Origin of the sequence: Shewanella sp. SR43-4 (assembly GCF_014163845.1) — a bacterium.
GTDB lineage: Bacteria > Pseudomonadota > Gammaproteobacteria > Enterobacterales > Shewanellaceae > Shewanella > Shewanella vesiculosa.
In genome coordinates this window covers 57159-83978 of record NZ_JACJEB010000010.1, presented here as the reverse complement: position 1 = coordinate 83978, position 26820 = coordinate 57159, and the positions used below count along the sequence as shown (strand labels likewise).

Annotated in this window: 22 protein-coding genes; 14 read left to right on the top strand and 8 right to left on the bottom strand. The window is 43.1% G+C overall.

Annotation, left to right across the window (positions count from 1 at the left end):
• Nucleotides 1-17: 17 nt before the first annotated feature.
• Nucleotides 18-1079 carry a glycosyltransferase family 9 protein gene (locus H5123_RS12940; protein WP_182698224.1) on the bottom strand — a complete coding sequence of 354 codons (1062 nt, stop codon included), beginning with the start codon at nucleotides 1077-1079 and terminating at the stop codon, nucleotides 18-20.
• Between the two features lie 110 nt (nucleotides 1080-1189).
• Between H5123_RS12940 and H5123_RS12935 the strand changes: the two genes are divergently transcribed.
• A complete protein-coding gene (locus H5123_RS12935; protein ID WP_182698223.1) occupies nucleotides 1190-1918 on the top strand; it encodes a 3-deoxy-D-manno-octulosonic acid kinase in 729 nt (242 codons plus the stop codon).
• 44 nt (nucleotides 1919-1962) lie between these two features.
• Here H5123_RS12935 and waaA read toward each other — a convergent pair whose 3' ends face one another.
• Nucleotides 1963-3225: a lipid IV(A) 3-deoxy-D-manno-octulosonic acid transferase gene (gene waaA, locus H5123_RS12930; protein ID WP_182698222.1), complete on the bottom strand. Its 1263-nt coding sequence runs from the start codon at nucleotides 3223-3225 to the stop codon at nucleotides 1963-1965.
• 117 nt (nucleotides 3226-3342) lie between these two features.
• On the opposite strand from waaA, the gene H5123_RS12925 reads away from it, so the two are divergent.
• The 5 genes from H5123_RS12925 (at nucleotide 3343) to glpG (ending at nucleotide 7846) form a co-directional block, all read left to right on the top strand.
• On the top strand, nucleotides 3343-3999 hold the full coding sequence (locus tag H5123_RS12925; RefSeq protein WP_124016689.1) for a TetR/AcrR family transcriptional regulator: 657 nt from the start codon (nucleotides 3343-3345) through the stop codon (nucleotides 3997-3999).
• Between the two features lie 334 nt (nucleotides 4000-4333).
• A complete protein-coding gene (locus H5123_RS12920) occupies nucleotides 4334-5527 on the top strand; it encodes a glycine C-acetyltransferase (RefSeq protein WP_182698221.1) in 1194 nt (397 codons plus the stop codon).
• A gap of 24 nt (nucleotides 5528-5551) precedes the next feature.
• On the top strand, nucleotides 5552-6577 hold the full coding sequence (gene tdh / locus H5123_RS12915) for an L-threonine 3-dehydrogenase (protein WP_124016687.1): 1026 nt from the start codon (nucleotides 5552-5554) through the stop codon (nucleotides 6575-6577).
• 112 nt (nucleotides 6578-6689) lie between these two features.
• On the top strand, nucleotides 6690-6998 hold the full coding sequence (glpE, locus tag H5123_RS12910; protein WP_124016686.1) for a thiosulfate sulfurtransferase GlpE: 309 nt from the start codon (nucleotides 6690-6692) through the stop codon (nucleotides 6996-6998).
• On the top strand, nucleotides 6995-7846 hold the full coding sequence (gene glpG, locus H5123_RS12905) for a rhomboid family intramembrane serine protease GlpG (protein WP_182698220.1): 852 nt from the start codon (nucleotides 6995-6997) through the stop codon (nucleotides 7844-7846). Before glpE ends, glpG begins: the two co-directional genes overlap by 4 nt.
• Before the next feature lie 88 nt (nucleotides 7847-7934).
• Here the strand turns inward: glpG and elbB are convergent, their stop codons facing one another.
• The gene (gene elbB, locus H5123_RS12900) at nucleotides 7935-8588 is read right to left on the bottom strand and encodes an isoprenoid biosynthesis glyoxalase ElbB (protein ID WP_182698219.1); all 654 of its coding nucleotides are present in this window, start codon (nucleotides 8586-8588) and stop codon (nucleotides 7935-7937) included.
• Nucleotides 8589-9118: 530 nt separating this feature from the next.
• Between elbB and polA the strand changes: the two genes are divergently transcribed.
• Nucleotides 9119-11878, top strand: a complete 2760-nt coding sequence (polA, locus tag H5123_RS12895) for a DNA polymerase I (protein WP_182698218.1) — start codon at nucleotides 9119-9121, stop codon at nucleotides 11876-11878.
• 685 nt (nucleotides 11879-12563) lie between these two features.
• Here the strand turns inward: polA and yihA are convergent.
• Nucleotides 12564-13226: a ribosome biogenesis GTP-binding protein YihA/YsxC gene (gene yihA, locus H5123_RS12890; RefSeq protein WP_124016682.1), complete on the bottom strand. Its 663-nt coding sequence runs from the start codon at nucleotides 13224-13226 to the stop codon at nucleotides 12564-12566.
• A gap of 263 nt (nucleotides 13227-13489) precedes the next feature.
• Between yihA and H5123_RS12885 the strand changes: the two genes are divergently transcribed.
• The 5 genes from H5123_RS12885 to H5123_RS12865 all read left to right on the top strand — a co-directional run bounded on the left by H5123_RS12885 (nucleotide 13490) and on the right by H5123_RS12865 (nucleotide 17673).
• Nucleotides 13490-14113, top strand: a complete 624-nt coding sequence (locus H5123_RS12885; RefSeq protein ID WP_182698217.1) for a cytochrome c — start codon at nucleotides 13490-13492, stop codon at nucleotides 14111-14113.
• An 837-nt stretch (nucleotides 14114-14950) separates the two neighbouring features.
• Complete coding sequence (locus tag H5123_RS12880; protein ID WP_182698216.1) at nucleotides 14951-15613, top strand: methyltransferase domain-containing protein; 663 nt, start codon at nucleotides 14951-14953, stop codon at nucleotides 15611-15613.
• A gap of 55 nt (nucleotides 15614-15668) precedes the next feature.
• The gene (yihI, locus tag H5123_RS12875; RefSeq protein WP_124016679.1) at nucleotides 15669-16217 is read left to right on the top strand and encodes a Der GTPase-activating protein YihI; all 549 of its coding nucleotides are present in this window, start codon (nucleotides 15669-15671) and stop codon (nucleotides 16215-16217) included.
• Nucleotides 16218-16312: 95 nt separating this feature from the next.
• Nucleotides 16313-16780: a DUF2489 domain-containing protein gene (locus H5123_RS12870; RefSeq protein WP_182698215.1), complete on the top strand. Its 468-nt coding sequence runs from the start codon at nucleotides 16313-16315 to the stop codon at nucleotides 16778-16780.
• A 338-nt stretch (nucleotides 16781-17118) separates the two neighbouring features.
• Nucleotides 17119-17673, top strand: a complete 555-nt coding sequence (locus H5123_RS12865) for a 1-acyl-sn-glycerol-3-phosphate acyltransferase (protein ID WP_124016677.1) — start codon at nucleotides 17119-17121, stop codon at nucleotides 17671-17673.
• Nucleotides 17674-17932: 259 nt separating this feature from the next.
• Here the strand turns inward: H5123_RS12865 and H5123_RS12860 are convergent, their stop codons facing one another.
• The 4 genes from H5123_RS12860 to hutC form a co-directional block, all read right to left on the bottom strand.
• Nucleotides 17933-19177 carry a mechanosensitive ion channel domain-containing protein gene (locus tag H5123_RS12860; RefSeq protein WP_220487642.1) on the bottom strand — a complete coding sequence of 415 codons (1245 nt, stop codon included), beginning with the start codon at nucleotides 19175-19177 and terminating at the stop codon, nucleotides 17933-17935.
• A gap of 353 nt (nucleotides 19178-19530) precedes the next feature.
• A complete protein-coding gene (hutH, locus tag H5123_RS12855; protein ID WP_182698214.1) occupies nucleotides 19531-21069 on the bottom strand; it encodes a histidine ammonia-lyase in 1539 nt (512 codons plus the stop codon).
• A 3-nt stretch (nucleotides 21070-21072) separates the two neighbouring features.
• Entirely contained in the window at nucleotides 21073-22743 is a 1671-nt protein-coding gene (gene hutU, locus H5123_RS12850; protein WP_182698213.1) for a urocanate hydratase, read from the bottom strand.
• Between the two features lie 94 nt (nucleotides 22744-22837).
• Nucleotides 22838-23545: a histidine utilization repressor gene (gene hutC, locus H5123_RS12845; protein WP_182698212.1), complete on the bottom strand. Its 708-nt coding sequence runs from the start codon at nucleotides 23543-23545 to the stop codon at nucleotides 22838-22840.
• A gap of 134 nt (nucleotides 23546-23679) precedes the next feature.
• Here hutC and hutI point away from each other — a divergent pair, with 134 nt between their 5' ends.
• Entirely contained in the window at nucleotides 23680-24912 is a 1233-nt protein-coding gene (gene hutI / locus H5123_RS12840) for an imidazolonepropionase (RefSeq protein ID WP_182698211.1), read from the top strand.
• A gap of 226 nt (nucleotides 24913-25138) precedes the next feature.
• Nucleotides 25139-26800 (top strand): amidohydrolase, encoded by a 1662-nt coding sequence (locus H5123_RS12835; RefSeq protein WP_182698210.1) that lies wholly within the window; start codon nucleotides 25139-25141, stop codon nucleotides 26798-26800.
• Nucleotides 26801-26820 lie beyond the last annotated feature (20 nt).

Here is a 26820-nt window from a genome sequence, read left to right as displayed (position 1 = left end):
TAATCGCTGATCTTCTATCAGCGTAAACCAGCAGCTGAAACTGTGTATTGCTCTGCGCAAAACTGTTTGAAGGAGGCAATAACCTCATCAACCTCTATTATTGCCATTAAATGCTCGCCTTTAGCACGCGTACCCCAGTTTACATCTCCTTCAACCTGTTGCTTTATGACATGGTCATAAACAGACACGGTATAATCTCGATAAAAATAGGGACCCGTTCGCCCGGGATTAGAATGAGCATATAAACCAATAACCGGAGTACCTTGAGTCACCGCCATATGTAATGGCCCGGTATCTGGTGCAAGCACTATTGTCGCTTGCTTTAACACCGCAAGCAGTTGCGTAAGCGATGTCTTGCCCACTTGATTATCAAAGGGCTGCTGACTATGAGATTGAATCACATCTGCTAAGGTTTGTTCTAGCGCGCTTGGGCCGCCACACAGCATCACTCGGTAACCTTGATCAATGGCGTAATCGGCTACGGCAGCGTAACGCTCTGGCAGCCAATTACGCTCTGCTTTACTGGCAGCAGCACAAATCACCAACACCTTATCATCACCCACGAGCCGTTTAGCAAAATCAGTATCGGCTTGCGGTACCGGAATATTCCAGCTTGGGGTTAAGTCTTCTACGCCAATGGCATTAGCAAAGCCCATAAAACCATCTAATACATGCGGCGTGGCCAAGGGCTCAACGGCATGATTGGTAACCAACCATTGACCTTCTTTGGCTCTTGCTTTATCAAATCCGACCCGCACTCGGGCCTTAATCATTAACGATGCTATGGTTGCGCGCAAGGCAACTTGCATGTGCAGCAACACATCAAAACGCTGACCATGTAAATCACGACGTAACTGAACATAACTACGCCAGCCCTTAGACTTATCGAAAATAACAAACTCAATGCCAGGTAAGTGTTTAAGTAACTGATATTCGATCTTGCCAATAACCCAAGTGATACTCAGATCGGGATACTGTTTTTGAATAGCCTGTACCATAGCTACAGCGTGGCAAACATCACCAATAGCAGATAAACGCAGTAAACATAATGAACGTATCGCACTAAAGTCAGCTTTCATTGATTATCCAATATGCTTAAATGAAGAAGTAAGACGGTGGAGGCAAGTAAGTGATCTTAAGGTATAATGTTATTTCGATCCACAATCTCGCCAATGCTATTGATAATTAGATGCAAATAAAAACCACTCAACTTGGCCATATTGCCTGGTGTGAAACTACAGCCCAACAACTGGAACCTCACGACTTTGCCGTAGAGGCTTGGCAACAAAGAAATGCCATTGTCGGTCAATCTAAGGGGCGTTATACCACCTGGTTTGTCAAAACCGATAACTCGGATTCGCCGCAAACATGGGTTTTACGTCATTACTGGCGTGGTGGGATGATGGAAAAGTTGAGCCGTGATGCCTATCTTTATACTGGCCTACAACATACTCGCGCTGTGGCTGAATTAGCCATACTGGAAACCTTATATCAAGAAGGCTTTGCTGTTCCACGTCCAATAGCAGCGAATGTTGAGCGCTTTGGTTTATGGTATCGGGCCGACATCATCATTGAACATGTCGCTGGATCAAACGATTTAGTGGCGCATTTACGCCATAAGCCAATGACAGAAGCACAATGGTATTTACTCGGTGAGACCATTGCCAAATTTCATCTGCGTGGGGTGTATCACGCAGATCTAAATGCTAAAAATATCCTACTGGCTCAAGGGAAATTCTATCTAATTGATTTTGATAGAGGTGAATTACGTCAACCACAAGCCAGCTGGCAACAAGCCAATCTGCAGCGGTTACTACGTTCTTTTAAAAAAGAACTCGCCAAACTCGCTACGCTGCAATTTAATCAACAGCACTGGCAGCAATTACTTAACGGTTATCAAAGCGTTAATCCTATCTAAACCAAGTCATCGTATGGCCTTGTCATACGATTAACCGTTCAAGATTAAATGATAAGTTGATTGATCAATGTAAACTGCTCTAATAAGGCACCACGATTTTGCTCAACCACTGCAAGAGCGGCAAAAGACGCCGATTGATATAGGGGGTTATCTGTGAACTTATGTTGTAACTCTTGGGCTAATTGTTCTGCAGAAGTAATGCAGCTTAATGCTCCGGCATCTGCGAGTAATTGCGTAATTTCAGCAAAATCCCAATGATTGGGACCGACATACACAGGTAGCCCCATGGCAGCAGGTTCAAGCGGGTTATGACCACCATTATTAATCAGTGTCCCGCCAACAAATGCCTGATCAGCTGTACCATATAGCATAACCAGTTCCCCCATAGTGTCACCAAGTAACACTTGAGTTTGCCCATTCACTTCATCATGCATACTGCGTCTAGCTAAGGTTAATCCAGACTGAGTAATCGTAATCGCGGCTAAGTTGAATTGCTCAGGATGTCGGGGTGCCATGATCAATAATGCATCTGGAAAATAACTCAGTAGCTGCTTATGGGCACTTAACATTGCCTCAAACTCGCCAGGATGAACACTTCCGGCAACCCAAATAGGTGAATTAACACGATGCCATTGATCTCGAAGCGTATTGGCTTGCTGTTTTTTAATGGGATCAATCGTGAGATCAAACTTCAAACTGCCACACACCTGTAGGCGTTCAGCTTCCACTCCCAGATGAATAAACCGCTCTGCTTCAGCCTGAGTTTGAACAGTAATCAACTTGAATTTATTTAACATAGGTACTGCTAAACGACGCTTTTTAGCGTATTTATCGGCTGATTTTTGCGACAAACGTGCATTGGCTAAAATCACAGTCACTTGTTGCCGCGCGGCAAAGTGGACTAAGTTAGGCCATAACTCGGTCTCCATGATAATGCATACTTTGGGTTGTAATTGGCGGAGAAATTTTTTAATAGCATAAGAAAAATCAAATGGTAGATAACAATGCTGTACCTTATCGCCAAATGCTTTTACCACCTCTGCAGACCCTGTTGGGCTGGTAGTGGTGACGGTAAATAAATAATCTGGGTGCGCTGCCATAAGCTGCTTAATCAAGGGAATCGCCGCCAGGGTTTCCCCCATCGACACGCTGTGGATCAATACATCAGTTTGCTCTAGTTTGGCCAAGCCAAAACGTTCAGACCAACGACGACGGTAATCGACACTTTTTATTGCCCGAAATGCAAGATAGAGCACCACCAGCGGAAACAATAAATACAGAAATAAAGAATAAAAAATACGGTTCATGGAAGAAGAGTCATCGATTTTTGCTTGTCAGATGAGCACAATGTTAACATACTCATACTAAGTCGGCTTAAGCAATTATTTGACCGATAATAAGCTAATAATGAATATGGAAATCAAATGAAAACCCGCGATAAAATTATTTTTGCCAGCTTAGAGTTATTTAATGAACATGGTGAGCGTAGCATTACGACTAACCATATTGCCGCTCACTTAAGTATTAGTCCGGGTAATTTGTATTATCACTTCCGCAATAAAGAAGACATTATCAATTCGATTTTTAGTTTATATGAAAGTCATTTAGAGTCAGGCTTTAAGCCTTATGATGATGTGCCTATTACGATTGAGTTATTAATGGGTTACTTTGATGCCATGTTCTACACCTTGTGGCAGTTCAGGTTTATGTATGCCAACCTCGCTGATATTTTAAGCCGTGATGAAGCACTTAAAAAACGCTATTTACATGCTCAACAACAAGTGCTTAATCGTTCAAGCGATGTGCTTCGCAAACTCAAAAAAGACGGTTTCCTCGATGTCGATGATAATAAAGTCACTGCGCTTGCCGATACAATTAAAATGATGGTCAGCTTCTGGATCAGCTATCAATTAACCCAATCCAGCACATCAACTATCACTAAAGCCACTCTGTATGATGGACTATTGCGAGTTTTGATGATTTTTCAGGCTTATTCTACGCCTACGTCAAGCGCAACATTTTGCCGTTTAGAACAACATTATTTAGATATAGCCAGCCAAGAGCGCCATAACGCTGCGTAACCAAATACTGACATTCTCGCTTATCTCATATCCATAACATGCCTTCCAATCCGCAAGTAACCGACTACAATTGAGTCGGTTACTTGCGGATGATGTTGGACGGATGCATCCACTTCCCCAACATCGTAATCAACCATGTTAATGATTAGTTTTTTTAATGTGAATATATCAGTAGCCCTAAACTAACTCATGTTGGTCTGACGACTAAAAAAAACGCTGTAGAGCGGCAAAAATAAAGGTTAGAATGCCAACAACTCCAGAACACCCTGTCATTTATCGCGGTGTTTACTGCGTGATTTGGATAAGCATAATAACCATATTTAGGAGAACACAGGTGGCATCTACCTCTTTTTACGACCGAATTAATCAGCAAATTATCGATGTAAAAGCCGATGGTTTATACAAGAATGAACGCGTCATTGCTTCTGCTCAACAAACTGCCATCCAAGTTAATAGTGAAGAAGTGATTAACTTCTGCGCCAATAACTATTTAGGTCTAGCCAATCATCCGGATCTTATTGCAGCAGCAAAAGCAGGTTTAGACAGTCATGGTTTTGGTATGGCTTCGGTACGATTCATTTGCGGTACTCAAGATATTCATAAGCAATTAGAAGCTAGCCTAAGTGAATTTTTAGGCATGGAAGACACTATTTTATATTCATCTTGCTTCGATGCTAACGCGGGTTTATTTGAAACCCTATTAGATGCAGAAGATGCGATTATATCTGATGCGCTTAACCATGCTTCAATCATTGATGGCGTGCGTTTGTGTAAGGCTAAGCGTTTTCGTTACGCCAACAATGACATGGCCGACTTAGAAACTCAGCTTATTGCCGCCCAGGCTGCTGGTGCACGCAACATTTTGATCGCCACTGACGGTGTATTTTCAATGGATGGCGTAATCGCTAACCTTCAAGGTGTGTGTGATCTAGCCGATAAGTATGGCGCATTGGTGATGGTCGATGACTCTCATGCCGTAGGCTTTATCGGTCAAAATGGCCGTGGAACCCATGAATACTGTAATGTTATGAATCGTGTCGACATTATTACCGGTACATTAGGTAAAGCCTTAGGTGGTGCATCGGGTGGTTTTACTGCAGCGAAGAAAGAAGTGGTTGAATGGTTACGTCAACGCTCGCGCCCTTACCTGTTTTCAAACTCATTAGCGCCTTCTATTGTTAGTGCATCAATTTGTGTGCTTGAAATGCTAAAAACCGGTCAAGACTTGCGTGAAGCCGTATGGGAAAACAGTCGTTATTTCCGTGAGCAAATGTCAGCAGCAGGTTTTACCTTAGGTGGTGCAGACCATGCCATTATTCCGGTTATGATTGGCGATGCGAAATTGGCAGGTGACTTTTCAAACCGTTTGTTGCAAGAACACATTTACGTGGTTGGATTCTCGTTTCCTGTAGTGCCTAAAGGCCAAGCGCGTATTCGCACCCAAATGTCTGCGGCACACACCCGCGAGCAACTTGATCATGCAATTGGTGCCTTTACCCGTATTGGTAAAGAAATGGGCATTATCTAATTCCAGACAACATAGGTCATTAACATGAAAGCATTAAGTAAGTTAAAGCCTGAAGAAGGCATCTGGATGGTCGATGCACCAAAACCAGAAATGGGTCACAACGACCTACTGATTAAAATTCGTAAAACGGCTATTTGTGGCACTGACGTCCATATCTACAACTGGGATGAATGGTCACAAAAAACCATTCCTGTACCTATGATTGCTGGCCATGAATATGTCGGTGAAGTTGTCAGTATGGGTCAGGAAGTTCGTGGTTTCAGTATTGGCGATCGCGTTTCGGGTGAAGGTCATATTACTTGTGGCCATTGCCGTAACTGTCGTGCTGGCCGTACTCACTTATGCCGTAACACTTCAGGTGTGGGTGTGAACCGTGACGGTGCATTTGCCGAATACTTAGTGCTACCTGCATTTAACGCTTTCAAGATCCCGGCTGATATTCCAGATGATTTAGCGGCTATATTCGATCCTTTCGGTAACGCTGTACATACCGCATTATCATTTGATTTAGTCGGTGAGGACGTATTAATTACCGGCGCTGGTCCTATTGGTATTATGGCTGCTGCTGTGTGTAAACATGTCGGAGCACGTCATGTCGTGATCACTGATGTAAACGAATACCGACTTGATCTTGCTCGTAAAATGGGTGCTACCCGCGCAGTGAATGTCGCCACAGAAAGTCTTAAAGATGTGATGAAAGAGCTTGGCATGACAGAAGGCTTTGACGTCGGTTTAGAAATGTCAGGTGTGCCATCGGCATTCCATGCCATGTTAGACACGATGAACCATGGTGGTAAAATTGCCATGCTAGGTATTCCTGGTGGCGAAATGGCTATTGATTGGAGCAAAATCATTTTTAAAGGTTTGATCATCAAAGGCATTTATGGCCGTGAAATGTTCGAAACTTGGTATAAAATGGCCAGTTTAATCCAATCTGGCTTAGATTTATCTCCGATCATTACTCATCACTTTAATATTGATGATTTCCAGAAAGGCTTTGATGCAATGCGCTCAGGTCAGTCTGGCAAGGTTATCCTGAGCTGGGATTAATTATTATTAACATCTAGCATATCCACACTAACAAGGGGTTGTATTTATACAACCCCTTGTTGCAGACTGATACTAAGTCAAACGCTATGCGTACATTTTTATAGGTAATAACATGTCTGGTTTTAAACATCTGTCGATTAATGAGCTTATCCATATGTCCTCCGAATCTAACGACATACAAGTTGTTGATATTCGTGATGCTGCTAGTTTTACCGCTGCTCACATTGAAGGTTCAACCAATCTAACCAATGAAAATCTAGCAACCTTTATTGCCGATGCTGATATGGACAAACCTTTGGTCGTAGTGTGCTATCACGGCATGAGTAGCCAAAGTGCGGCCAACTACTTAAATGAGCAAGGTTTTGATGATGTTTACAGCCTAGATGGCGGCTTCAGCGCTTGGAGCTTAGCTCACTCATGATAGAAATTGGCCAACTTCCTAATGCACGTGCAGCACAAGCATTTATTGACTACCTTAAAGGGTTAAATATTCAATGCCATGCTGTTTCTCATGCTGAGGGTGTTGGCCTAGCGATCACCAACCCTGCTGATGAAGTTCAAGCCCGCGCCGAGTTACTTGAGTTTGCTAAAAACCCTCACGACAGCAAGTATTTGCAGGCATCTTGGGATAACGGCGCTACCGATACTAAATTTGACTACGGCCCGGGAGCTAAAGGCCTCATTCAACAGTTTATGACAGGTGCAGGCCCACTCACATTAGTATGTTTTTTTGCATGTGTGGCCGTTTTTGCTGCTATGAACCTTGGTTTTGCTAATGATATCTTTACTAAATTATCTTTTTTCGGCGCCGTAGCTGATAGTGATTTAAGCCAAATATGGCGAGTCTTCACCCCTAGCCTAATGCACTTTTCTGCTATGCATATTATCTTTAATTTACTTTGGTGGTGGTATTTAGGCGGTAAAATTGAGACCAATTTAGGTACTCGACCATTATTATTTTTATTAATCGTCGCGGGTACGTTACCCAATATTGTGCAGTTTTACATGACAGGGCCTAATTTTGGCGGGCTGTCTGGCGTCGTTTATGCTGTGGTGGGTTACACTTGGTTAATGGGGATCCGTAAACCCACTTGTGGTATTAATTTACCGCAATCTTATATGGGGTTTATGATGGTTTGGCTCGTTCTTGGCTTTACGGATGTGCTGGGAATGCCTATTGCAAATGGTGCCCATATTGCAGGGCTTTGTGTTGGTTTGGCTCAAGCATTATTTGATAGCAAAAAATCACCAGCCGCGAAAACGAACTAACACTCTTGCAGGATGAATAAAAAATGCCACCAAGGGTGGCATTTTTTATTCATCCGCTCACATGTACGATATATGTCACGCCTAATCGTTAAGCCATTTCAAGCACTTTTGTAACCAGTTTATCAATACCTATGTGCGCCTCTAAAATCGAGGTTGCTAACATATAGGCTGGCGTACTGACGATTTTATTGGCCTCATCAACCACAATATCTTCCACTTGTGCAGCTTTATGTTTACCACCCATTTCATTAAATGCATGCGCGGTATCAGAATCAGTTCCAATAGTACCGATAGCTCCTTTGCCATAAATATTGGGGATCATCACAGGTGAAACACACACAAAACCCACCGGTTTATGAGCTAAAGCGAATTCACGAATAAAGTTCTCTACAATAGGCTGAATATGGCAATGACTGCCCGTGGTGGCAAAGTTTGATAAATTTTTAGCCGCACCAAAGCCACCAGGGATCACCAAAGCATCAAATTGACTGACCTCTAAGGCATTAGCATTAAGCACTTCACCACGGGCAATTCGTGCCGACTCAACCAAAACATTACGACTTTCGTCGTTATTGACCTCACCGGTTAAATGATTCACTACGTGCATTTGAGTAATATCTGGCGCAAAACATTGATATGTCGCCCCCGCTTGGGTTATCGCCAGAAGCGTTAATACCGCTTCGTGAATTTCAGTTCCATCAAATACCCCACAGCCACTCAGTAAAACAGCAACCTTTTTCATGACACTCTCCTTCATCTTTTAAGTGACAATACAAAAAATACAACAAAAAACTAACAAAACGGTTGATCTGATTAAAAATCGTGCTAACTTAGAGCGTCGAATTTAGTAGATGCGCTTTTTTTAGTCACAAAACATCACTAAATTTGCGAGAGACTTAACTGACATCAATAAAAAAGTCCACAAAATAGTAATATTTATTAAAATTAATATTTAGCTCACAAAAATAAAAATAAATTAAAAAAATCAACTAGTTACTGATTTCATTTCAAGCCGTAAGAAAATCTATCCAACAAGGTTGACTATTCCACTCACAGACTTATCCACAGGCTGGGAGCTTTTTTCGTGGCTGATTTTCTACTTCCTGAGATATTTGCACCGATAAAGTCCCACTAAATGCACGACTTGTCATACGTCAAGATTATTTAGCGTCATTTTGGATAAATAACTGACAATCTCACAAGCATCTTGAGGTGCTGTGGGTATAATGTCATCCTATTAGTCTCGCAAAATAATGAACACGAATATTAATTATGCCAACGATTCCCAATAACCCGCTCATCCTAGTTGATGGCTCATCTTATCTTTATCGCGCTTATTATTCGCCGCCTCATTTAACCAATTCAAAAGGTGAAGCGACTGGTGCGGTTTATGGCGTCGTTAATATGCTTCGCAGTTTATTAAGCCGCTATAGTCCGAGTCATATTGCGGTGGTTTTCGATGCCAAAGGCAAAACCTTCCGTAACGATATGTACGGCGAATATAAAGCCCAGCGTCCACCTATGCCTGATGATCTGCGTACTCAAATCGAACCATTGCACAAAATCATCCACGCGATGGGCTTACCACTGATCAGCATTTCTGGTGTCGAAGCCGACGATGTTATCGGTACCATCGCCCTGCAAGCGAGTAAAGAAGGCCGAGCAACCTTAATCAGTACCGGCGATAAAGACATGGCGCAACTCGTCAATGAGCATGTCACGTTAATCAATACTATGACAGACACCATTATGGGACCGGAAGAGGTCAAGGCTAAATACGGTGTCCATCCAGATAGAATCATCGACTTTTTAGCACTCATGGGCGACAAGTCAGATAATATTCCAGGTTTACCTGGCGTCGGCGAGAAAACCGCGCTAGCGATGCTGCTTGGTGTGGGAAGTGTAGAGAAGATTTTAGCGGATCCTCAAAGCGTCATTGAAGTGGGCTTTCGAGGCTCAAAAACCATGCCGACTAAAATTATCGACAATGCCGATATGCTAAGACTGTCTTACGAGTTGGCCACCATCAAAACTGATGTCAAACTTGAACAAGACTGGCATGAACTCACAGTTAAGCCACAAGATCGAGATGAACTGATTAAATGCTTTGGTGAAATGGAGTTTAAGCGTTGGTTAGCAGAAGTATTAGATAACAAGCAACCTCGCGGCACAGTTAGCGACAAAGATAGCGATGAAGACATCACGGTATCACCGACCATTGAAGCAGAATATGAAACGATTCTGACGATGGAAGCACTCGACAAATGGATCGAACAGCTCAATAGCGCTGAACTGATTGCAATTGATACTGAAACAACTAGCCTCAATTACATGGAAGCTGAACTTGTGGGTTTATCATTTGCCACTGAAGCAGGTAAAGCAGCTTATTTACCATTAGCACATGATTACCTTGATGCACCGCAACAAATTGATAAAACCAGCGCACTTGAAAAACTGCGTCCTATTCTTGAAAGCGATACACCGCAGAAATTAGGCCAAAATCTCAAATATGACATGAGTATTTTAGCCAATGTTGGTATTACCCTAAAAGGTGTCCGCTTTGACACCATGCTCGAATCCTATGTATTTAACTCAATAGCATCACGTCATGACATGGACGGATTAGCGCTTAAATATCTTGGCCATAAAAATATCAGTTTTGAAGAAGTCGCAGGCAAAGGCGCAAAGCAACTGACTTTTAATCAAGTTGATTTAGATATTGCTGGACCATATGCCGCTGAAGATGCCGATATTACCCTGCGTTTACATCAACACTTATGGCCAAGACTGGAAAAAGAACCCAAACTGGCCAGTGTGTTTGATGAGTTAGAGCTACCGTTAATTCAAGTACTGTCAGACGTTGAACGCCAAGGTGTCCTTATCGACTCAATGTTACTGAGCCAACAAAGTGGTGAGTTAGCCAAAAAACTTGATGATTTAGAAAACAAAGCCTACGAAATAGCCGAAGAGAAGTTTAACTTAGCCTCACCAAAGCAACTACAGACACTATTTTTTGAAAAACTAGGTTACCCAATAAAGAAAAAGACTCCTAAGGGTGCACCATCAACTGCTGAAGACGTATTAGTCGAGCTAGCACTTGATTATCCTTTACCTAAAGTTATTCTCGAGCATCGCAGCCTAGCAAAACTAAAAAGTACTTATACCGATAAACTGCCGCTAATGGTTAATGCCATCACAGGCAGGGTTCACACTAGCTATCATCAAGCGAATGCCGCAACAGGCCGCTTGTCATCAAGTGAGCCAAACTTACAAAATATTCCTATCCGTACCGAAGAAGGCCGCCGTATTCGCCAAGCCTTTATCGCTCCTGCGGGTCGAAAAATTTTAGCGGCCGATTATTCACAAATCGAACTGCGTATCATGGCTCATTTATCTCAAGATGAAGGCTTACTGACCGCTTTTGCTGAAGGTAAAGATATTCATAAAGCCACTGCAGCCGAAGTATTTGGGGTGCACTTTGAAGAAGTCACGACCGAGCAACGTCGCCGCGCCAAAGCGGTTAACTTTGGTTTAATTTATGGCATGTCTGCATTTGGTTTAGCTAAGCAATTAGATATTCCACGCAACGAAGCACAAACCTACATAGACACGTATTTTGCTCGCTATCCTGGTGTGCTTAAGTATATGGAAGAAACCCGCGCCATTGCTGCTGAATTGGGTTATGTTTCGACCTTATTTGGCCGTCGTTTATATTTACCTGAAATCAACGATCGCAATGCCATGCGCCGCCAAGCCGCTGAGCGAGCAGCGATTAATGCTCCCATGCAAGGGACTGCAGCAGACATAATCAAAAAAGCCATGATTGCTATCCACCAGTGGATTAACCAAGATACTCAAGGTGAAATTACCTTGATCATGCAAGTACACGATGAATTAGTGTTTGAAGTGGATGAAGCTCAAGCAGAAACACTCAAAACCAAAGTGTGCGATTTAATGGCACAAGCAGCATCATTAGATGTGACCTTGTTAGCTGAGGCAGGTATTGGCGACAATTGGGATGAAGCCCACTAAGTCGTAGTTTGATAGGTTTGCATTGCATAAGATAAATAACCTAAGTTGCTAAAGCATAAAATGCCGTATTCATTGGAATACGGCATTTTTATTGCCCAAACGTTTCAACGGCTACGCTTTTCAACATTTGTAGACCTTAAGCGCATAACCTACACCCCAAATCAACCTAATAAACACAACATTTTCGTCGACACAGTTAACAAAGCTGCATTAATTTGTTGCCAAACTCACAGTTATTGTATCTTTATATGAAAAACAGTTTTTCATTTTAAGGCGGATACGGTATTATATTCGTTGTAGGGTACAGAGGTTAAGATGTTCAATCTTTCAAACCTTTATTTCACTAGCAGTAGTGACTAGCCAAATTCGGCGCCCCAGCAACTCAGGTTGCTGGGGCTTTTTTTTGATTTTTTTTTCACCGCAAAAATATTTAGAGTAAATACTTTAATGTTGGTTAAAAAAAGGTTATTGTATGGTTATTGAGAGTCATCAAATTGAGTTGATGGCACTTGAGTCTTGTTGAATTTAGCTTCTCCCCAAAAGAGCTAATTTTTTTGTACCGATGACCGTTTGGTTATCGGTTTTTTTTTGCTTGAAAATCACCATTCTCATATCAAACACATAAAAAAACCGACTTGGTTGTCGGCTTTTCGTGCTGTTGGTAATCAATTACATCATGCTATCGTTACTCAGACTCTGAAGCTTGCTCGGCCTTCTGTTCCGCTAACCATTGGGGATGACACCAATCATTTAGAATACTGAGCACTTTAGGTTTCCCCGTGCCTTTTAGCGATGACAGCGTCTCCACTTGTACTTTATCACCAAAATCTTTTAGGGCAGCACGGACATCATTAACTGTTTTCATTTTGACACTTTGGGTCAATTTATCCGATTTGGTTAACAATGCTAACACCGGAATATTACTGATCACGGCCCACTCAATCATTTGCATATCAAGATCTTTCAATGGATGACGAATATCCATCAACACCACCACGCCGCTTAAACAAGCTCGTTTTTGCAGATACTCGCCAAGCGCCTCTTGCCATTTATTTTTTAACGCTAAAGGAACTTGGGCAAAACCATAACCCGGTAAATCGACTAAACGACGATCATCATCTAACTGAAACACGTTAATCAGTTGGGTACGACCAGGGGTTTTACTGGTTCGAGCTAAACTTTTTTGTTCAGTAAGTGCGTTTAACGCACTGGACTTACCGGCATTAGAGCGTCCAGCAAACGCAATCTCAACCCCGATATCCCCAGGAAGATACTGATCTAAATGCGCAATATCAGGCGCACTGATTAAAAACTTAGCCCTACGGAAATCGATACGAGATTCTGTCACTCTTAACTCCAATTAAATTACTTCTAGTAAACGCGTTACCATAAATTTTTAACAATTGCTTACTTTTGCACATTTTCGTGTAAAATATTAGGCAGATCACATTATATACCCAAGCAAAGCTGATATGTGTGATGTAGTCAAAAATGATCTCACTCTTAACGAGCATCGTAAACTACATCAAAGCGCTTGGAAAAACATTTTACCACGCTTGCGGGTCTTCCTAGTAAGCTCAGGACAATAAATTAACTAGAAGTTGGAACGCCATGAAAAAGTTAGCTCTTGCGCTGTCTGTAGTAGCCGCTATGTCATCATCAGTTATGGCTGAAGGTAATGCTGAAGTAGGCAAAACTAAAGCAATCGTATGTTCTGCCTGTCACGGTGCTGACGGCAATAGTATGATTGATATGTATCCTAAATTAGCAGGTCAACATCCTGCATACCTTGAAAAACAATTGACTGAATTTCGTTTAGCTGCGAAAACCGGCGGTGCTGAGGGTCGTATGAACCCAATTATGATCGGCTTTGCTATGGGACTCAGTGATGAAGACATTGCAGACCTTTCAGCATACTTCTCTAGCCAAGTACAAGCGGCCTCAAATGTTGCCGATGTACCTGCTGCTGGTGAAAAACTGTATAAAGGCGGTGATACCGCTCGTGGAATTACCGCATGTGTTGCTTGTCATGGACCGGAAGGTAAAGGCGCCTCTGCTGCAGGTTTCCCTATGGTTGGCGGTCAACATGCTAACTATATCAAAATTCAGCTAACACAATTCCGTGATGGACTTCGTCACAACGATTTAAATGGCATGATGCAAGATGTAGCGAAAAAATTATCTGATGCTGATATCGAAGCATTATCTAAATATATTTCAAGTATTAAGCATTAATACCACTAAATATTCACTAATAAAGAATGGGCTTTTGAGCCCATTTTTTACCGCCTAAAGTTTACGTTTACGTCAACTTCACTGATTTTTACTTGACAGTGTTCGTTGTTTTAGCGTTAAATACACCCCGTACCGAGGTAAACCCAGCTGTTTGTAATATAAATCTAATAACATCAAGCAGGTTTCGGACTGATACATTTAAGATATAAGAATAAAGCTAATTTATAATAATAATAATTTAAGACCGCTCACTAATAATAACTACATGAGTCGATATTTCATCTTGAAATACTGGTCGTAAAATTTGTAAGGAACAGACCGATTGGTCTACATGCTGTTTAGCACTGCCTTACACAACAGAGTGACTGATAACCCAGAGTATTATTTGAAGATTCAAATAATAGCTGACAAAGCTTATAGCTGAGGATGCACACTGGAAGCTTTATCGCTCGAAGGTACAAAGCAACAAGGATGGTTAACTAATGTCATTGAAGACAATTAGGATAATGATGCGTCATTGAAGACCATCTACGGAAGCTGTAGTCAGGACGGCAACAGAATATAAAAAAGCGTCATTGATGACCAATAACAACTAAAAACGGCATGGAAAGCAGAATAAATAAAGATCTGACCGGGACAGTCACATAGCAAGTACGGATACTTGGAATCAGAATAAAGTGCATTAAGCACTGTTTTACGAGGTGGCAGTTTATACTGCCACCTTTTTTTATGCCTAAAAAGCATTAATATCAACTTGATTTCAAATACTTACTTTTAATTAACCGCATTCGCTATATAATCGTTTATCCAGTCAATACTTAGGTGCTGCTGTATTTGATGAATGTATGTCCGCTTTGTAATCATTTTGCTGAATTTTTTGTTCAAGACAAAAAAAGAGCGTTCTACAGCTGCGAACAATGTGGTTTAGTCTTTGCTAACCCAAAATCTCATCTGATGCCCGATCTTGAGAAGCAGCGCTATGGTCGATCGCAAAAGTCATCGAAACAGAAGCCATTATCGCAATTTATTCTGCCACTGTTAGATCAAATATCTCAGCAACAAACCGGTACATTAACAGGCCTCAATTTTGGCCGCTTACTTGACGAGCACAGTAGACAATCTATCGCTGATGCCGGCCATATTGTTAATGAGTACGATCCTTTTTTTGCTGCTGATCAGTCAGTGCTGCAACAGCGTTATGATTTTGTGTGCTGTTATCGAGTCTTTGAACACTTTCGTCATCCTCACCGAGAATGGCTCTTACTCAATCAATTGATTAAACCGGGTGGCTGGTTAGCAATAAGCACTCCCTTACTGACTGATAAAGACCATTTTGCCAAATGGCATTACAAAAACAATCCAACTCATGTAAGCTTTTATCAGCACTCTACATTTGAATATTTAGCATTGAATAGTGATTTTGAGCTATTATTTGCATTGAAAGATCTGGTTTTGATGCAAAAATCATCAAAATCTGATATAAAGCGCATCCTTATTTAGTGTCTTGTAGAAATTGATCTGCAAGGACGTGTTTAGAAAACCTAACGAGAACATCATGGCTCGCAGTAAAAAAACTCGCAAAGGCGGCGAAAACGGCGCTAAGTTTGCCCCAAGAGTAAAAAAAGTCGATCGCAATGCGGTCGATGGTAAAAAGTCAGAAACCGGCCGTAAATCAGGCAGCCGTCATAATGAAACGTTGCTTAAACAAGCCGCGGATAATGCAACGGTTAAAAATAAAGATGCACGCCATGGCAGTAAAAAGCCGGTCGCATTAATATTACCAACATCAATTACCAAGCCTTTAGTGGTTAAGCCTAAACAGCCTAAGCTAACTGACGAGCAAAAGTTATTGAAACTCGAAGACGATCCAAGATTAAATCAGTTACTCGACCAACTTGAAGAAGGTCGTGATTTATCTGACGCAGACCAAAAGTGGTTGGACGCTCAATTAGACAGAATTGAGCAACTGATGTTAAGTTTAGGTCTTACTGATGGTGATGATACGCCAATGGAAAGCCCTAAAAAGCAACTGAGCGACGATGACCTATTGAATCGTTTTGAATCAGGTGCGGATCTGCTTAAAGATTATCAGCAGAAAGACTAGTCTGCTCGATGAAAGTAATACCAAGCTATTTCTTGGTTTGATATCAGAAAACTGGCGCATATGGCGCCAGTTTTGTATTCAGAAAAGGATAAATTGTGTCTACAACCGCCATCGTTATTGCATTACTCATCATTATTGCCCTTGCAACTTACGCAACATACTTACTGATAACGCTTAAGCGTCGCACCCAAGCTAATCAACTCGCACAGTCAGAGCGTAAGACTAAAGCCGAGGAGCGCAGACAGCAGATACTGACCGATATCCGCTATATTGCTGCAGCAATGTTAGAAGATCGCTGTGAGTTGTCTGAAGGCGTTATGCGCATTGGCAAATTATTTGATGCCTTATCCATGTCGGAACAAGTTGTCGCCGACTTCCCTAAGCTGTTTAGCCATTATGAGCTGATTAGAAACCACCCTATTATGGAAGCTCGCACTGCTTTACCAAAGCAACAGCGGATGAAATTAGATTTGGAACGGATGAAGTCAGAAGCAGAATTAGAACAAGCCATCCTAGACGAGGCAAAACGTATTGCAGAATTTAGCAAACCAAGCACTCACTAGCACATCCCGCTTAAGAATGAGTTGATGCTACACGCTTAGCATGCCGATGTGCTCTGCTAAGCGGTATTCCCTAGGGCGAATAAGCACACTCTTGAGGCACAAATTTGTCTTGTGAGCATTTAAGCCCATGCCTAACATAGTCTCATGCCAGCGATTATTTTAAGTCAGATTCAAGCATCAAATGGCCATGATGATCGACTATGCTGATATGAGATCAGATACACTGACACGTCGCAATAGCTAGAAAACATGTTTGACTCCGATTCTCGGCACAGGCTTTGATGAGTCAATACCATAAAACAAAAAGCTTAATAAAGCTCAATGATTGGAATGACGCCATGTTCAGCTCACTTTGCTCTGGATTACTCACAATACTTGGTTGGAAAATAGATGGCCAACTGGATAAAACCAGGCCGTGCGTCATCATTGTTGGCCCACATACGAGCAACTGGGATTTCATTATCGGTATTATCGCTCGCAGTGCGTTAGGCACTAAAATCCACTTTTTGGGCAAACATCAGCTGTTTATTCCACCTTGGGGGTGGATGTTTCGCGCCATGGGCGGCAGTCCAGTCAATAGAAGCAAATACAATAATTTAGTTGATGGCGTCGTACTGTTATTCCAACAAGATCCGCTTTATAAACTAGCCTTAGCACCTGAAGGAACCCGCAGCCCTGTAACACGTTGGAAAAGTGGTTTTTATCATATAGCAGCCAAAGCCAATGTTGATATTGTGCCAATAGGATTAGATTTTGGCCGAAAGGCCATTGTGATTGCCAAGCCCTTAAAGCCGAGCGGAGAGATTGAAGCGGAAATAAACCAGTTAATGGATTTCTATCGTTCAATCAAGGGTGTGCACCCAAAAGTAATCCCTGACTATCAACAAAAATAGCGGCGATATGCTACTGCTTAGCCAATGTAGAAATAACCTTTAACCCACTGTCCTTGTTTATACGCTGAGTCACTTAACCTTCAGTCAGCACAAGCCTATCATTATGCTCAGACCTGTCGACACACTATGGCTGTGGTGACTTATTGCCCGAACTTGCCTATTGAGATTATTTAACCAACTGGCTTGCACGGGCACAGCCCTGATATAAAGAGTCGTATCGGTGATTTAACGACTCAGAGATCCATTATCTGACCGCTTATCAATCTTGTTCGGTGTGTTGCTTTATGCTACGAATATCGGTTCCTGTCGGATTTTGAAACGCACGTAAACCAAACTCGGGTAACACGGCAAAAATGTGGTCAAAAATATCGGCCTGAATGGCTTCGTAATAGGTCCATCGAATGTCATTGGTAAAAATATACAACTCGATGGGTAAGCCTTCAGTCGTTGGCGCAAGCTGCCTAACCATCAATGTCATGTCTTTATGTATTTTTTCATGACGGCGCAAATATTCTTGTAAGTATGCTCTGAATGTTCCGATATTGGTTAGATGACGACCGTTCACCTTCATTTCAATATCACTTACGTTAGCATTAGCGACACTGATTTCAGTAAATATTTGTGGTAAGTATTCTTTTAAATAATTCACCTTACCTAGGCGTAGACGTTCTTCATCAGTTAAAAATTGAATACTATTTACATCGATGTTGATTGAACGCTTAATCCGTCGACCACCAGACTCAGACATGCCGCGCCAGTTCTTAAATGCATCAGACACTAATGCATAGGCTGGGATCATGGTAATGGTATTGTCCCAGTTGCGGACTTTGACTGTGGTTAATGTAACGTCTTCAACTGCGCCGTCTGCAGCATACTTATCCATTTGGATCCAATCGCCTTTACTCACCATGCGATTAGCCGCTAACTGAATTCCGGCAACAAAACCCAAAATAGTGTCGCGAAACACTAGCATTACCAAACCAGTTGCCACACCTAAGCCACTAAAAAAATAAATAGGCGACTGGTCGGCTAAAATGGCAAATGCGACAATTAACCCAATAAAAAACAGGAATAATTTGGTTAGCTGAACAAAGCTTTTTACCGGTAAACGGCGATTCACATGATTAACATCAGCAATTTCATCGATGGCATTTAAGCCGCTATATATTGCGCGAATAATAAAGAACACCAACAAAGCGCTAAGAGAACGGTCGATAATGGCACTGATTAACGGGTGCTCAGTCACTAAAATAGGCATTAATAAATCGAGGATTAAAATCGGTACCAGAATAGCGAGGCGCTCAAATACAAAAAAGCGCATAAAAATATCGTCCCAAGTCACCGAGGAGCGACGGATCACGGCATTCACACCATGAACCACAAATCTGTGGGTAATGTAGTAACTGATACCTGCCACCAGTAAACAAGCAAGAACTAATATTGATGTGGCAACACCATCCGATGGTTGGCTATTAATGCCTAAGCGGGTTAACCAAGCCGCCATTTCAACTCGTACATCTATATTCACAAAAAAATCCTTAGCAAGACGTTCTCTTTACTCAATAAAGAGACTTAAATTAAATCGCGTAAAAAATGATAAAGCATTCACAGGCTTATCAATATGACATTATGCATTGTGTTGATGCAGAACGTTAACGAAACCTCGACAAGATCAGTAACACGCTCAATATAAATGTAAGTCACGGCTATGTTAGCAGTGATAAATAGTGCCAGTATACCTATGAAAGATTAAACAAAAATTAGCTTAGCCTTGAACAAGAAAGGCAATAAAAAAGGACCTTTCGGCCCTTTATCGGATTATTGATCAATATCTTATGCTAATGATCAGTGGCATCACTAAAAGCTCGGTAACATCCCCTGTGGCAGCAGCCTGTTAAAGCTTGCACTCGATAACAAATCGACCGAGTTCTCGATATCAGGTGAAAAATAACGGTCTTTATCATAAAACGTGACGATGTCACGCAGTTCGGCTTTGGCCATTGCCACTGCTGTACTTGGTTGCAAAGGCGCTCTAAAGTCGAGTCCTTGTGCAGCAGCTAACAATTCAATGGCTAATACACCACGGGTATTTTCGCTCATGTAGCGTAAGCGCCGTGCAGCAAAGGTGGCCATCGACACATGATCTTCTTGGTTAGCCGATGTGGGTAAGCTGTCTACCGAGGCTGGGTGAGCATAGGTTTTGTTCTCAGACGCTAACGCTGCCGCAGTCACCTGAGCAATCATAAAACCAGAATTCACCCCGCCGTTATCCACTAAAAATGGCGGCAACTTAGATAAGCTAGAATCAATGAGTAAAGCCATTCTACGCTCGGAAATTGAACCCATTTCAGCAATCGCAATTGCAAGATTATCTGCCGCCATTGCTACAGGTTCCGCATGAAAATTACCGCCCGAAATAATATCGCCAGTGTCTTGGAACACCAGTGGATTATCGGTAACACCGTTAGCTTCAGCCCCAAGCACTTCTGCAGCTTGACGTATTTGGGTTAAACAGGCACCTAACACTTGCGGCTGACAACGTAGTGAATAGGGATCTTGTACTTTTTCGCAATTGGTATGGCTTAAGCTAATTTCGGACTCATTGCTTAACAGATGACGGAAAATAGCGGCCGAATCAATTTGGCCTTTTTGACCACGCGCAGCATGAATGCGTATATCAAATGGGCTACGACTGCCCATAGCCGCTTCAACACTCATAGCACCAATCACTGAACTAGCAGCAAACAAGTCTTCGGCATTAAATAACCCTTCAAGCGCTAGCGCTGTAGATGCTTGAGTACCATTGAGAAGCGCTAAACCTTCTTTAGCGGCTAATTCTATGGGGTGTAATCCTGCGATGTCTAAGCCTTCTTTAGCGCTAATGATCTGGCCTTGATAACTCATTTCGCCTTCGCCTAATAACGGCAAACACATGTGTGCGAGTGGCGCTAAATCACCTGATGCACCAACCGAGCCCTTTTCAGGCACACATGGATACACACCGGCATTGATTAGCTGGATTAAAAACTCAATCACTTCTAAACGAATGCCCGAAAAACCGCGACTTAATGAGTTAATTTTCAATACCATCATTAGGCGCACAGTGGCATCTTGCATGTATTTGCCAATACCTGCGGCATGAGATAGCACAATAGAGCGTTGCAGTAATTGCAGGTCTTCAGGGGCAATTTTAGTATTGGCTAATAAACCAAAGCCTGTATTGATGCCGTAAACAGTTCGGCCTTCGCGGAGCACCTGCTGAACGATCTCAGCACTTTGCTTAATATCTTTAATCGCTTCCTTCGCAAGGGTCAGCTTGACACTATTACGGCTGATCGCACGAGTCTGAGCTAATGTCAGCGTACCTGGAATAAGTTCAAATGAATAAGTCGACATGGGTTATGCTCCTAACATTGGCAGGTCTAAGCCTTGCTCTTTGGCACAATTTTTTGCAATGTCATAGCCAGCATCTGCATGACGCATTACCCCAGTAGCGGGGTCGTTCCATAATACTCGGCCTAATCTCACCGCAGCCTCATCGGTACCATCGGCAACAATCACCACCCCAGAGTGCTGACTAAAGCCCATGCCTACGCCGCCGCCATGATGTAATGATACCCAAGTCGCACCACTGGCCGTATTGAGTAAAGCATTCATTAATGGCCAATCCGATACCGCATCAGAACCGTCGAGCATGGCTTCGGTTTCACGGTTTGGACTGGCAACTGAGCCAGAATCTAAGTGATCACGACCAATGACAATCGGTGCGGATAACTCACCATTTTTGACCATTTCATTAAAGGCTAGCGCTAAGCGGGCACGATCTTTTAAGCCAACCCAACAGATACGTGCCGGCAGACCTTGAAATGCAATACGCTCACGCGCCATGTCGAGCCAATTGTGTAACTGCGGATTATCAGGGATCAGCTCTTTGACTTTGGCATCTGTCTTATAGATATCTTGCGGATCGCCAGACAAGGCTACCCAACGGAATGGTCCAATGCCTTCACAAAATAATGGCCGCACATACGCAGGCACAAACCCTGGGAAGTCAAACGCATTCTTCACACCTTCTTCAAAGGCCATTTGACGAATATTATTACCGTAATCCGTGGTTGCCGCACCGGCAGCTTGTAATGCCAACATAGCTTTAACTTGAACGGCCATTGACTGCTTAGCCGCTTTAACCACTGCCGCTTCGTCAGTTTTACGCATTTGCGCTGCGTGCTCTAAGGTCCAGCCTTGAGGTAAATAGCCGTTTAATGGATCGTGGGCTGAGGTTTGGTCAGTGACCACATCAGGCACAATGCCGCGAGTCACTAACTCAGTAAACACATCGGCGGCATTCGCCAGTAAACCCACCGAAACAGGCTTGCCGCTTTGGTTTGCTTCATAAATCATCGCTAATGCTTGATCTAATGAAGTGGCTTTTTTGTCGACATAACCGGTGCGCATGCGAAAATCGATACGGCTTTCATCGACTTCACAGGTTAATACTGAATAACCCGCCATAGTACCAGCCAATGGTTGCGCGCCGCCCATGCCACCTAAACCGCCAGTTAAAATCCACTTGCCTGCTGACGAGCCATTAAAGTGCTGTTTCGCCATGGCGACAAAGGTTTCGTAGGTGCCTTGAACAATGCCTTGGGAACCAATATAAATCCACGAACCGGCGGTCATTTGGCCATACATAGCCAAACCTTTTTTATCCAGTTCATTAAAGTGTTCCCAGTTAGCCCAATGTGGTACTAGGTTTGAATTAGCAATAATCACGCGGGGCGCATTGGCATGAGTGGTAAACACCCCTACAGGTTTACCAGACTGCACCAATAAGGTTTGATCGTCTTCAAGGCGCTTTAGCACCTCAATAATCTTGTCGTAACTTTGCCAGTCACGCGCAGCACGGCCAATACCACCATAAACCACTAGGTCTTCTGGGCGCTCGGCTACATCTGGGTGGAGGTTATTCATTAACATCCGCATTGCCGCTTCAGTTAACCAGCTTTTACACTGTAATTGAGTACCGTGCGGGGCAATAATGCGACGGCTTGGATCATGTCGTTTGTCCATATTATCCTCTTCAACCGATTAATTCGGTTTGGTTTTTTATTGGTCTTGTTGTTTATGATTAATGTCTTAAGGTTTTCATTTTCGATATCACTATTTAACGCGCAAACGTTAAATGACCACCCAGTTTAAACTTGCTGCCCGGGTGAACTAAGCGAGCAAAACTGACCACACCTTGGCGTGACCAAGTGCGACGTAAAATTTGTAAACAGGGTTCACTCGCCGTAATAGCTAAACGTTGCTGCAACAGCTCATTAGCCATAATGGCTTCAACGGTATGTTTAGCCTCTGTCAGTGGCGCCACCGCCGATAAATATTCATGGGGTGTATGTAAGTTAAAATCTTGTTGTAGGTAATCAGGTACAAGTAGTGGGTTCACATAACGCTCTTCAACTTGCAGTGGTAAGCCTTGCTCGCAATGCACTAATACTGAATAAAATACTGGGTTGCCGACTTCAAGTCCTAACGCATTCGCCACCGCTGTTGAGGCATCTATTTGTTTTAGTTCCAGCTGTTGAACGCTATAGCCATGGCCGCGATCTTTTATCTCGTCGGCAATATTACGAATAGCCAACAGTGACGATTGCGACTTTAATCCCGCCACAAACGTGCCTACCCCTTGAGTGCGCTCTAACACGCCCGAGTCCACCAGCTCAGTTAACGCCCGCCTTGCTGTCATGCGGCTACAGGCAAACAATTCAGTTAACTGATTTTCAGACGGCACTCGATCGTTTTCTTGCCATTCGCCCGTTTCAATACGGCTCAAAATGAATTGTTTTATTTGGGCAAACTTTGCTTGGACCATATAAGCAGCTCTCAGGTTTTTTAGACAATAATGCCATTGCTGTTTAAAAACACATCATTCATCCTACCTTGTATATACAAGCTAAAACAAGTATTGTTTAGCAAACAGTTATAAACCGATTTTGAGGGGATGTTATGTCGTGGGATCAAGTGTGGATTGATGTAAACGTGGCCACCATGGATACCAATATCCAAGGGGCTTACGGCGTAATACCTCAAGCGGCCATTGCAGTAAAAGACGGTAAAATTGCTTGGGTTGGCCCGCGCAGTGAACTACCTGAGTTTGATGTACTGGCAACACCTGTTTACAGAGGCAAAGGCGGCTGGATCACGCCGGGGCTCATTGATGCACACACCCACTTAGTCTTTGCCGGTAATCGTGCCCACGAATTTGAACAGCGTTTACAAGGTGCGACTTACGCCGAAATCGCTCGCGCAGGTGGCGGTATTATCTCAACGGTTAATGCGTGTCGTGATGCCGATGAAGCCGAACTCTTTGAACTGGGCCGACAACGCTTAAACGCCCTAGCCAGAGAAGGCGTCACCACAGTTGAAATTAAATCAGGCTATGGCTTAAACACCGAAACCGAACTTAAATTACTTCGCGTAGCGCGTGAACTCGGCGAGCATCATCATATTGACGTCTGCACCACCTTTTTAGGCGCCCATGCTATCCCGCCAGAATATAAAGATAATGCCGATGCGTATATCGACCTCGTCATCAATGACATGCTCCCCGCGGTAATCGCTGAAAACCTTGCTGATGCTGTGGATGTCTTTTGTGAAAATATCGCCTTTAGTATTGAGCAAACGGAGCGAGTATTAACCGCAGCGAAACAAGCAGGATTACAGATAAAACTGCATGCCGAGCAATTAACCAACATGGGCGGTAGCGCCTTAGCCGCCAAGCTTGGGGCTAAATCAGTCGATCATATTGAGTTTTTAGACGAAGCTGGCGTTAAAGCCATTAGTGAAAGCGGTACCTGCGCAACCTTGTTACCAGGGGCATTTTACTTTTTACGCGAAACCCAATTACCGCCAATTGAATTACTGCGCCAATACAAGGTACCTATGGTGATTGCCAGCGATTTTAATCCGGGGTCATCGCCTATTTGCTCAACCTTATTAATGCTCAATATGGCCTGTACGCTATTTAGATTAACCCCAGAAGAAGCCTTACAAGGTGTGACCATTAATGCTGCAAAAGCGCTGGGTATCGATAATAATGTCGGCAGTATTAGCATCGGTAAACAAGCCGATTTTTGTTTGTGGGACATCACCACACCAGCACAATTGGCTTACGCATACGGGGTTAATCCGTGCAAAACCGTGGTCAAAAAAGGTCAGGTAATTGCCCTACCGCATTAATCGTGCAGTAACCAGTCAGTTACTGTGATTTAGTCATCCGCCATGACAACAGCTTAACTTCTCATCAGAATTGGCCGTTAAGCTGATTTACAAATCCTTAGACAAAGGAGTTAAACACATAAAACGCTAATCGACATCCCATCACCCCATTACGCCTCTTGCCATTAACGATTAATTAACATTTAATGGGTGCTGATTAAATGGTCGCATGACAAGGGATAACAAGATGAAAAAAGGGTATTTAGCGCTATCGATAGCATTGGGTTTTGCAGGTTTTAGCGCTAACAGCATGGCGCAAACCACACTGGTGCATCACGTTAATGGCTACACTCTCGTTGACGGCAAACTGCAAACCTTTAATGCGATTCAATTTACCGATGATAAAATTGATCAGTTATTTAGCCAAAATCAAACCTTACCCACGGCGACTGATATCACCTTAATTGATGGACAAGGTAAAACGCTACTGCCTGGATTAATCGACGCCCATGGTCATGTACTGAATTACGGCTTGAGCCTACTCACTGCTGATTTGACCAATACCAGTAGCGAGCAAGATGCAGTTGCGCGAGCTCAAGCATTCAGTAAAAAAAATCCCACCGATGGCTGGCTGATGGGTCGCGGTTGGAACCAAGAATTATGGGACAGTAAGCAATTTCCCAGCAAAGAAAGCCTAGATAAAGCCTTTAGCGCTAACCCAGTGTCATTTGGTCGGGTAGATGGCCATGCTATTTGGGTGAATAGCAAAGCCCTAGCCCTAGCCGGTATTTCCGCCAACACAGTCGCGCCAGAAGGCGGGGAAATTGTTAAAGATGAGCAAGGTAATCCAACTGGCGTACTTATCGACAATGCAATGAACTTAGTGTTTAACATCATTCCAGACCTTAACCAGCAGCAACTTGAATCCACTTTAACGCTAGCGATGAACAGCCTTGCCTCTTACGGACTCACCAGCGTTCACGATGCAGGGATTAGCATTGCTAACATCAAAGCCTATCAGCAATTAGCCGATAAAAAAGCCATGAGCATTCGAGTCAATGGCATGCTGTCGGTAGAAGACCCACGCTTTGACACCATATTAAAACAAGGATTCATCACCACGGCTGACGATATGTTTAAAGTCGACAGCGTTAAAATATCAGCCGATGGCGCACTGGGCAGTCGCGGCGCTGCGTTAATCAAAGAATACTCAGATCAACCTGGCCATAAAGGCTTAATGCTTTACTCAGACGAGCAATTAGGCAAACTAATTTTACAGTCGATGAAAGCGGGATTTCAGGTCAACACCCACGCCATTGGCGATAATGCCAATCAAGTCGTACTCGATAAATACCAAACCGCGATTGCAGCCACAGACTCTAAAGCATTACGCCACCGCATTGAACATGCACAAATTCTCGATTTAGCCGATATACCGCGCTTTGCCCAACTTGGGGTTATCGCCTCAATTCAAGCAACCCACGCCACCAGCGATAAAAACATGGCCGAAAATCGTTTAGGTAAAGCCCGTCTAGCCGGCGCTTATGCATGGCGAAAACTGTTAAACGCCAATGCCGTTATCGCCAACGGTTCAGACTTTCCCATCGAGTCACCTAACCCATTTTTTGGATTACATGCATCAGTTACCCGCCAAGATCATGTTAACCAGCCACTCGACGGCTGGCTCTCTAGCGAAAAACTATCACGCATCGAAGCACTCAAAAGCTTCACCATCGACGCCGCCTACGCGGGCCACCAAGAACAATTATTAGGTTCATTAGAACCCGGTAAAAAAGCTGACTTTATCTTAGTCGAAGATGATTATTTTAAAATTGACCCACAACAGATTTGGCAAAACAACGTCATCGCCACCTGGGTCAACGGCCATCAGGTATTTGTACAAGAGTAAATGATTTGGGACGCCGTTTA

Bases quoted from the DNA above. Each gene is read 5' to 3' on its own strand.
- H5123_RS12940 (WP_182698224.1), bottom strand. From the start codon at position 1,079: ATGAAAGCTGACTTTAGTGCGATACGTTCATTATGTTTACTGCGTTTA.
- H5123_RS12935 (WP_182698223.1), top strand. From the start codon at position 1,190: ATGCAAATAAAAACCACTCAACTTGGCCATATTGCCTGGTGTGAAACT.
- waaA (WP_182698222.1), bottom strand. From the start codon at position 3,225: ATGAACCGTATTTTTTATTCTTTATTTCTGTATTTATTGTTTCCGCTG.
- H5123_RS12925 (WP_124016689.1), top strand. From the start codon at position 3,343: ATGAAAACCCGCGATAAAATTATTTTTGCCAGCTTAGAGTTATTTAAT.
- tdh (WP_124016687.1), top strand. From the start codon at position 5,552: ATGAAAGCATTAAGTAAGTTAAAGCCTGAAGAAGGCATCTGGATGGTC.
- glpE (WP_124016686.1), top strand. From the start codon at position 6,690: ATGTCTGGTTTTAAACATCTGTCGATTAATGAGCTTATCCATATGTCC.
- glpG (WP_182698220.1), top strand. From the start codon at position 6,995: ATGATAGAAATTGGCCAACTTCCTAATGCACGTGCAGCACAAGCATTT.
- elbB (WP_182698219.1), bottom strand. From the start codon at position 8,588: ATGAAAAAGGTTGCTGTTTTACTGAGTGGCTGTGGGGTATTTGATGGA.
- polA (WP_182698218.1), top strand. From the start codon at position 9,119: ATGCCAACGATTCCCAATAACCCGCTCATCCTAGTTGATGGCTCATCT.
- H5123_RS12885 (WP_182698217.1), top strand. From the start codon at position 13,490: ATGAAAAAGTTAGCTCTTGCGCTGTCTGTAGTAGCCGCTATGTCATCA.
- H5123_RS12880 (WP_182698216.1), top strand. From the start codon at position 14,951: ATGAATGTATGTCCGCTTTGTAATCATTTTGCTGAATTTTTTGTTCAA.
- yihI (WP_124016679.1), top strand. From the start codon at position 15,669: ATGGCTCGCAGTAAAAAAACTCGCAAAGGCGGCGAAAACGGCGCTAAG.
- H5123_RS12865 (WP_124016677.1), top strand. From the start codon at position 17,119: ATGTTCAGCTCACTTTGCTCTGGATTACTCACAATACTTGGTTGGAAA.
- H5123_RS12860 (WP_220487642.1), bottom strand. From the start codon at position 19,177: ATGGCGGCTTGGTTAACCCGCTTAGGCATTAATAGCCAACCATCGGAT.
- hutH (WP_182698214.1), bottom strand. From the start codon at position 21,069: ATGTCGACTTATTCATTTGAACTTATTCCAGGTACGCTGACATTAGCT.
- hutU (WP_182698213.1), bottom strand. From the start codon at position 22,743: ATGGACAAACGACATGATCCAAGCCGTCGCATTATTGCCCCGCACGGT.
- hutC (WP_182698212.1), bottom strand. From the start codon at position 23,545: ATGGTCCAAGCAAAGTTTGCCCAAATAAAACAATTCATTTTGAGCCGT.
- hutI (WP_182698211.1), top strand. From the start codon at position 23,680: ATGTCGTGGGATCAAGTGTGGATTGATGTAAACGTGGCCACCATGGAT.
- H5123_RS12835 (WP_182698210.1), top strand. From the start codon at position 25,139: ATGAAAAAAGGGTATTTAGCGCTATCGATAGCATTGGGTTTTGCAGGT.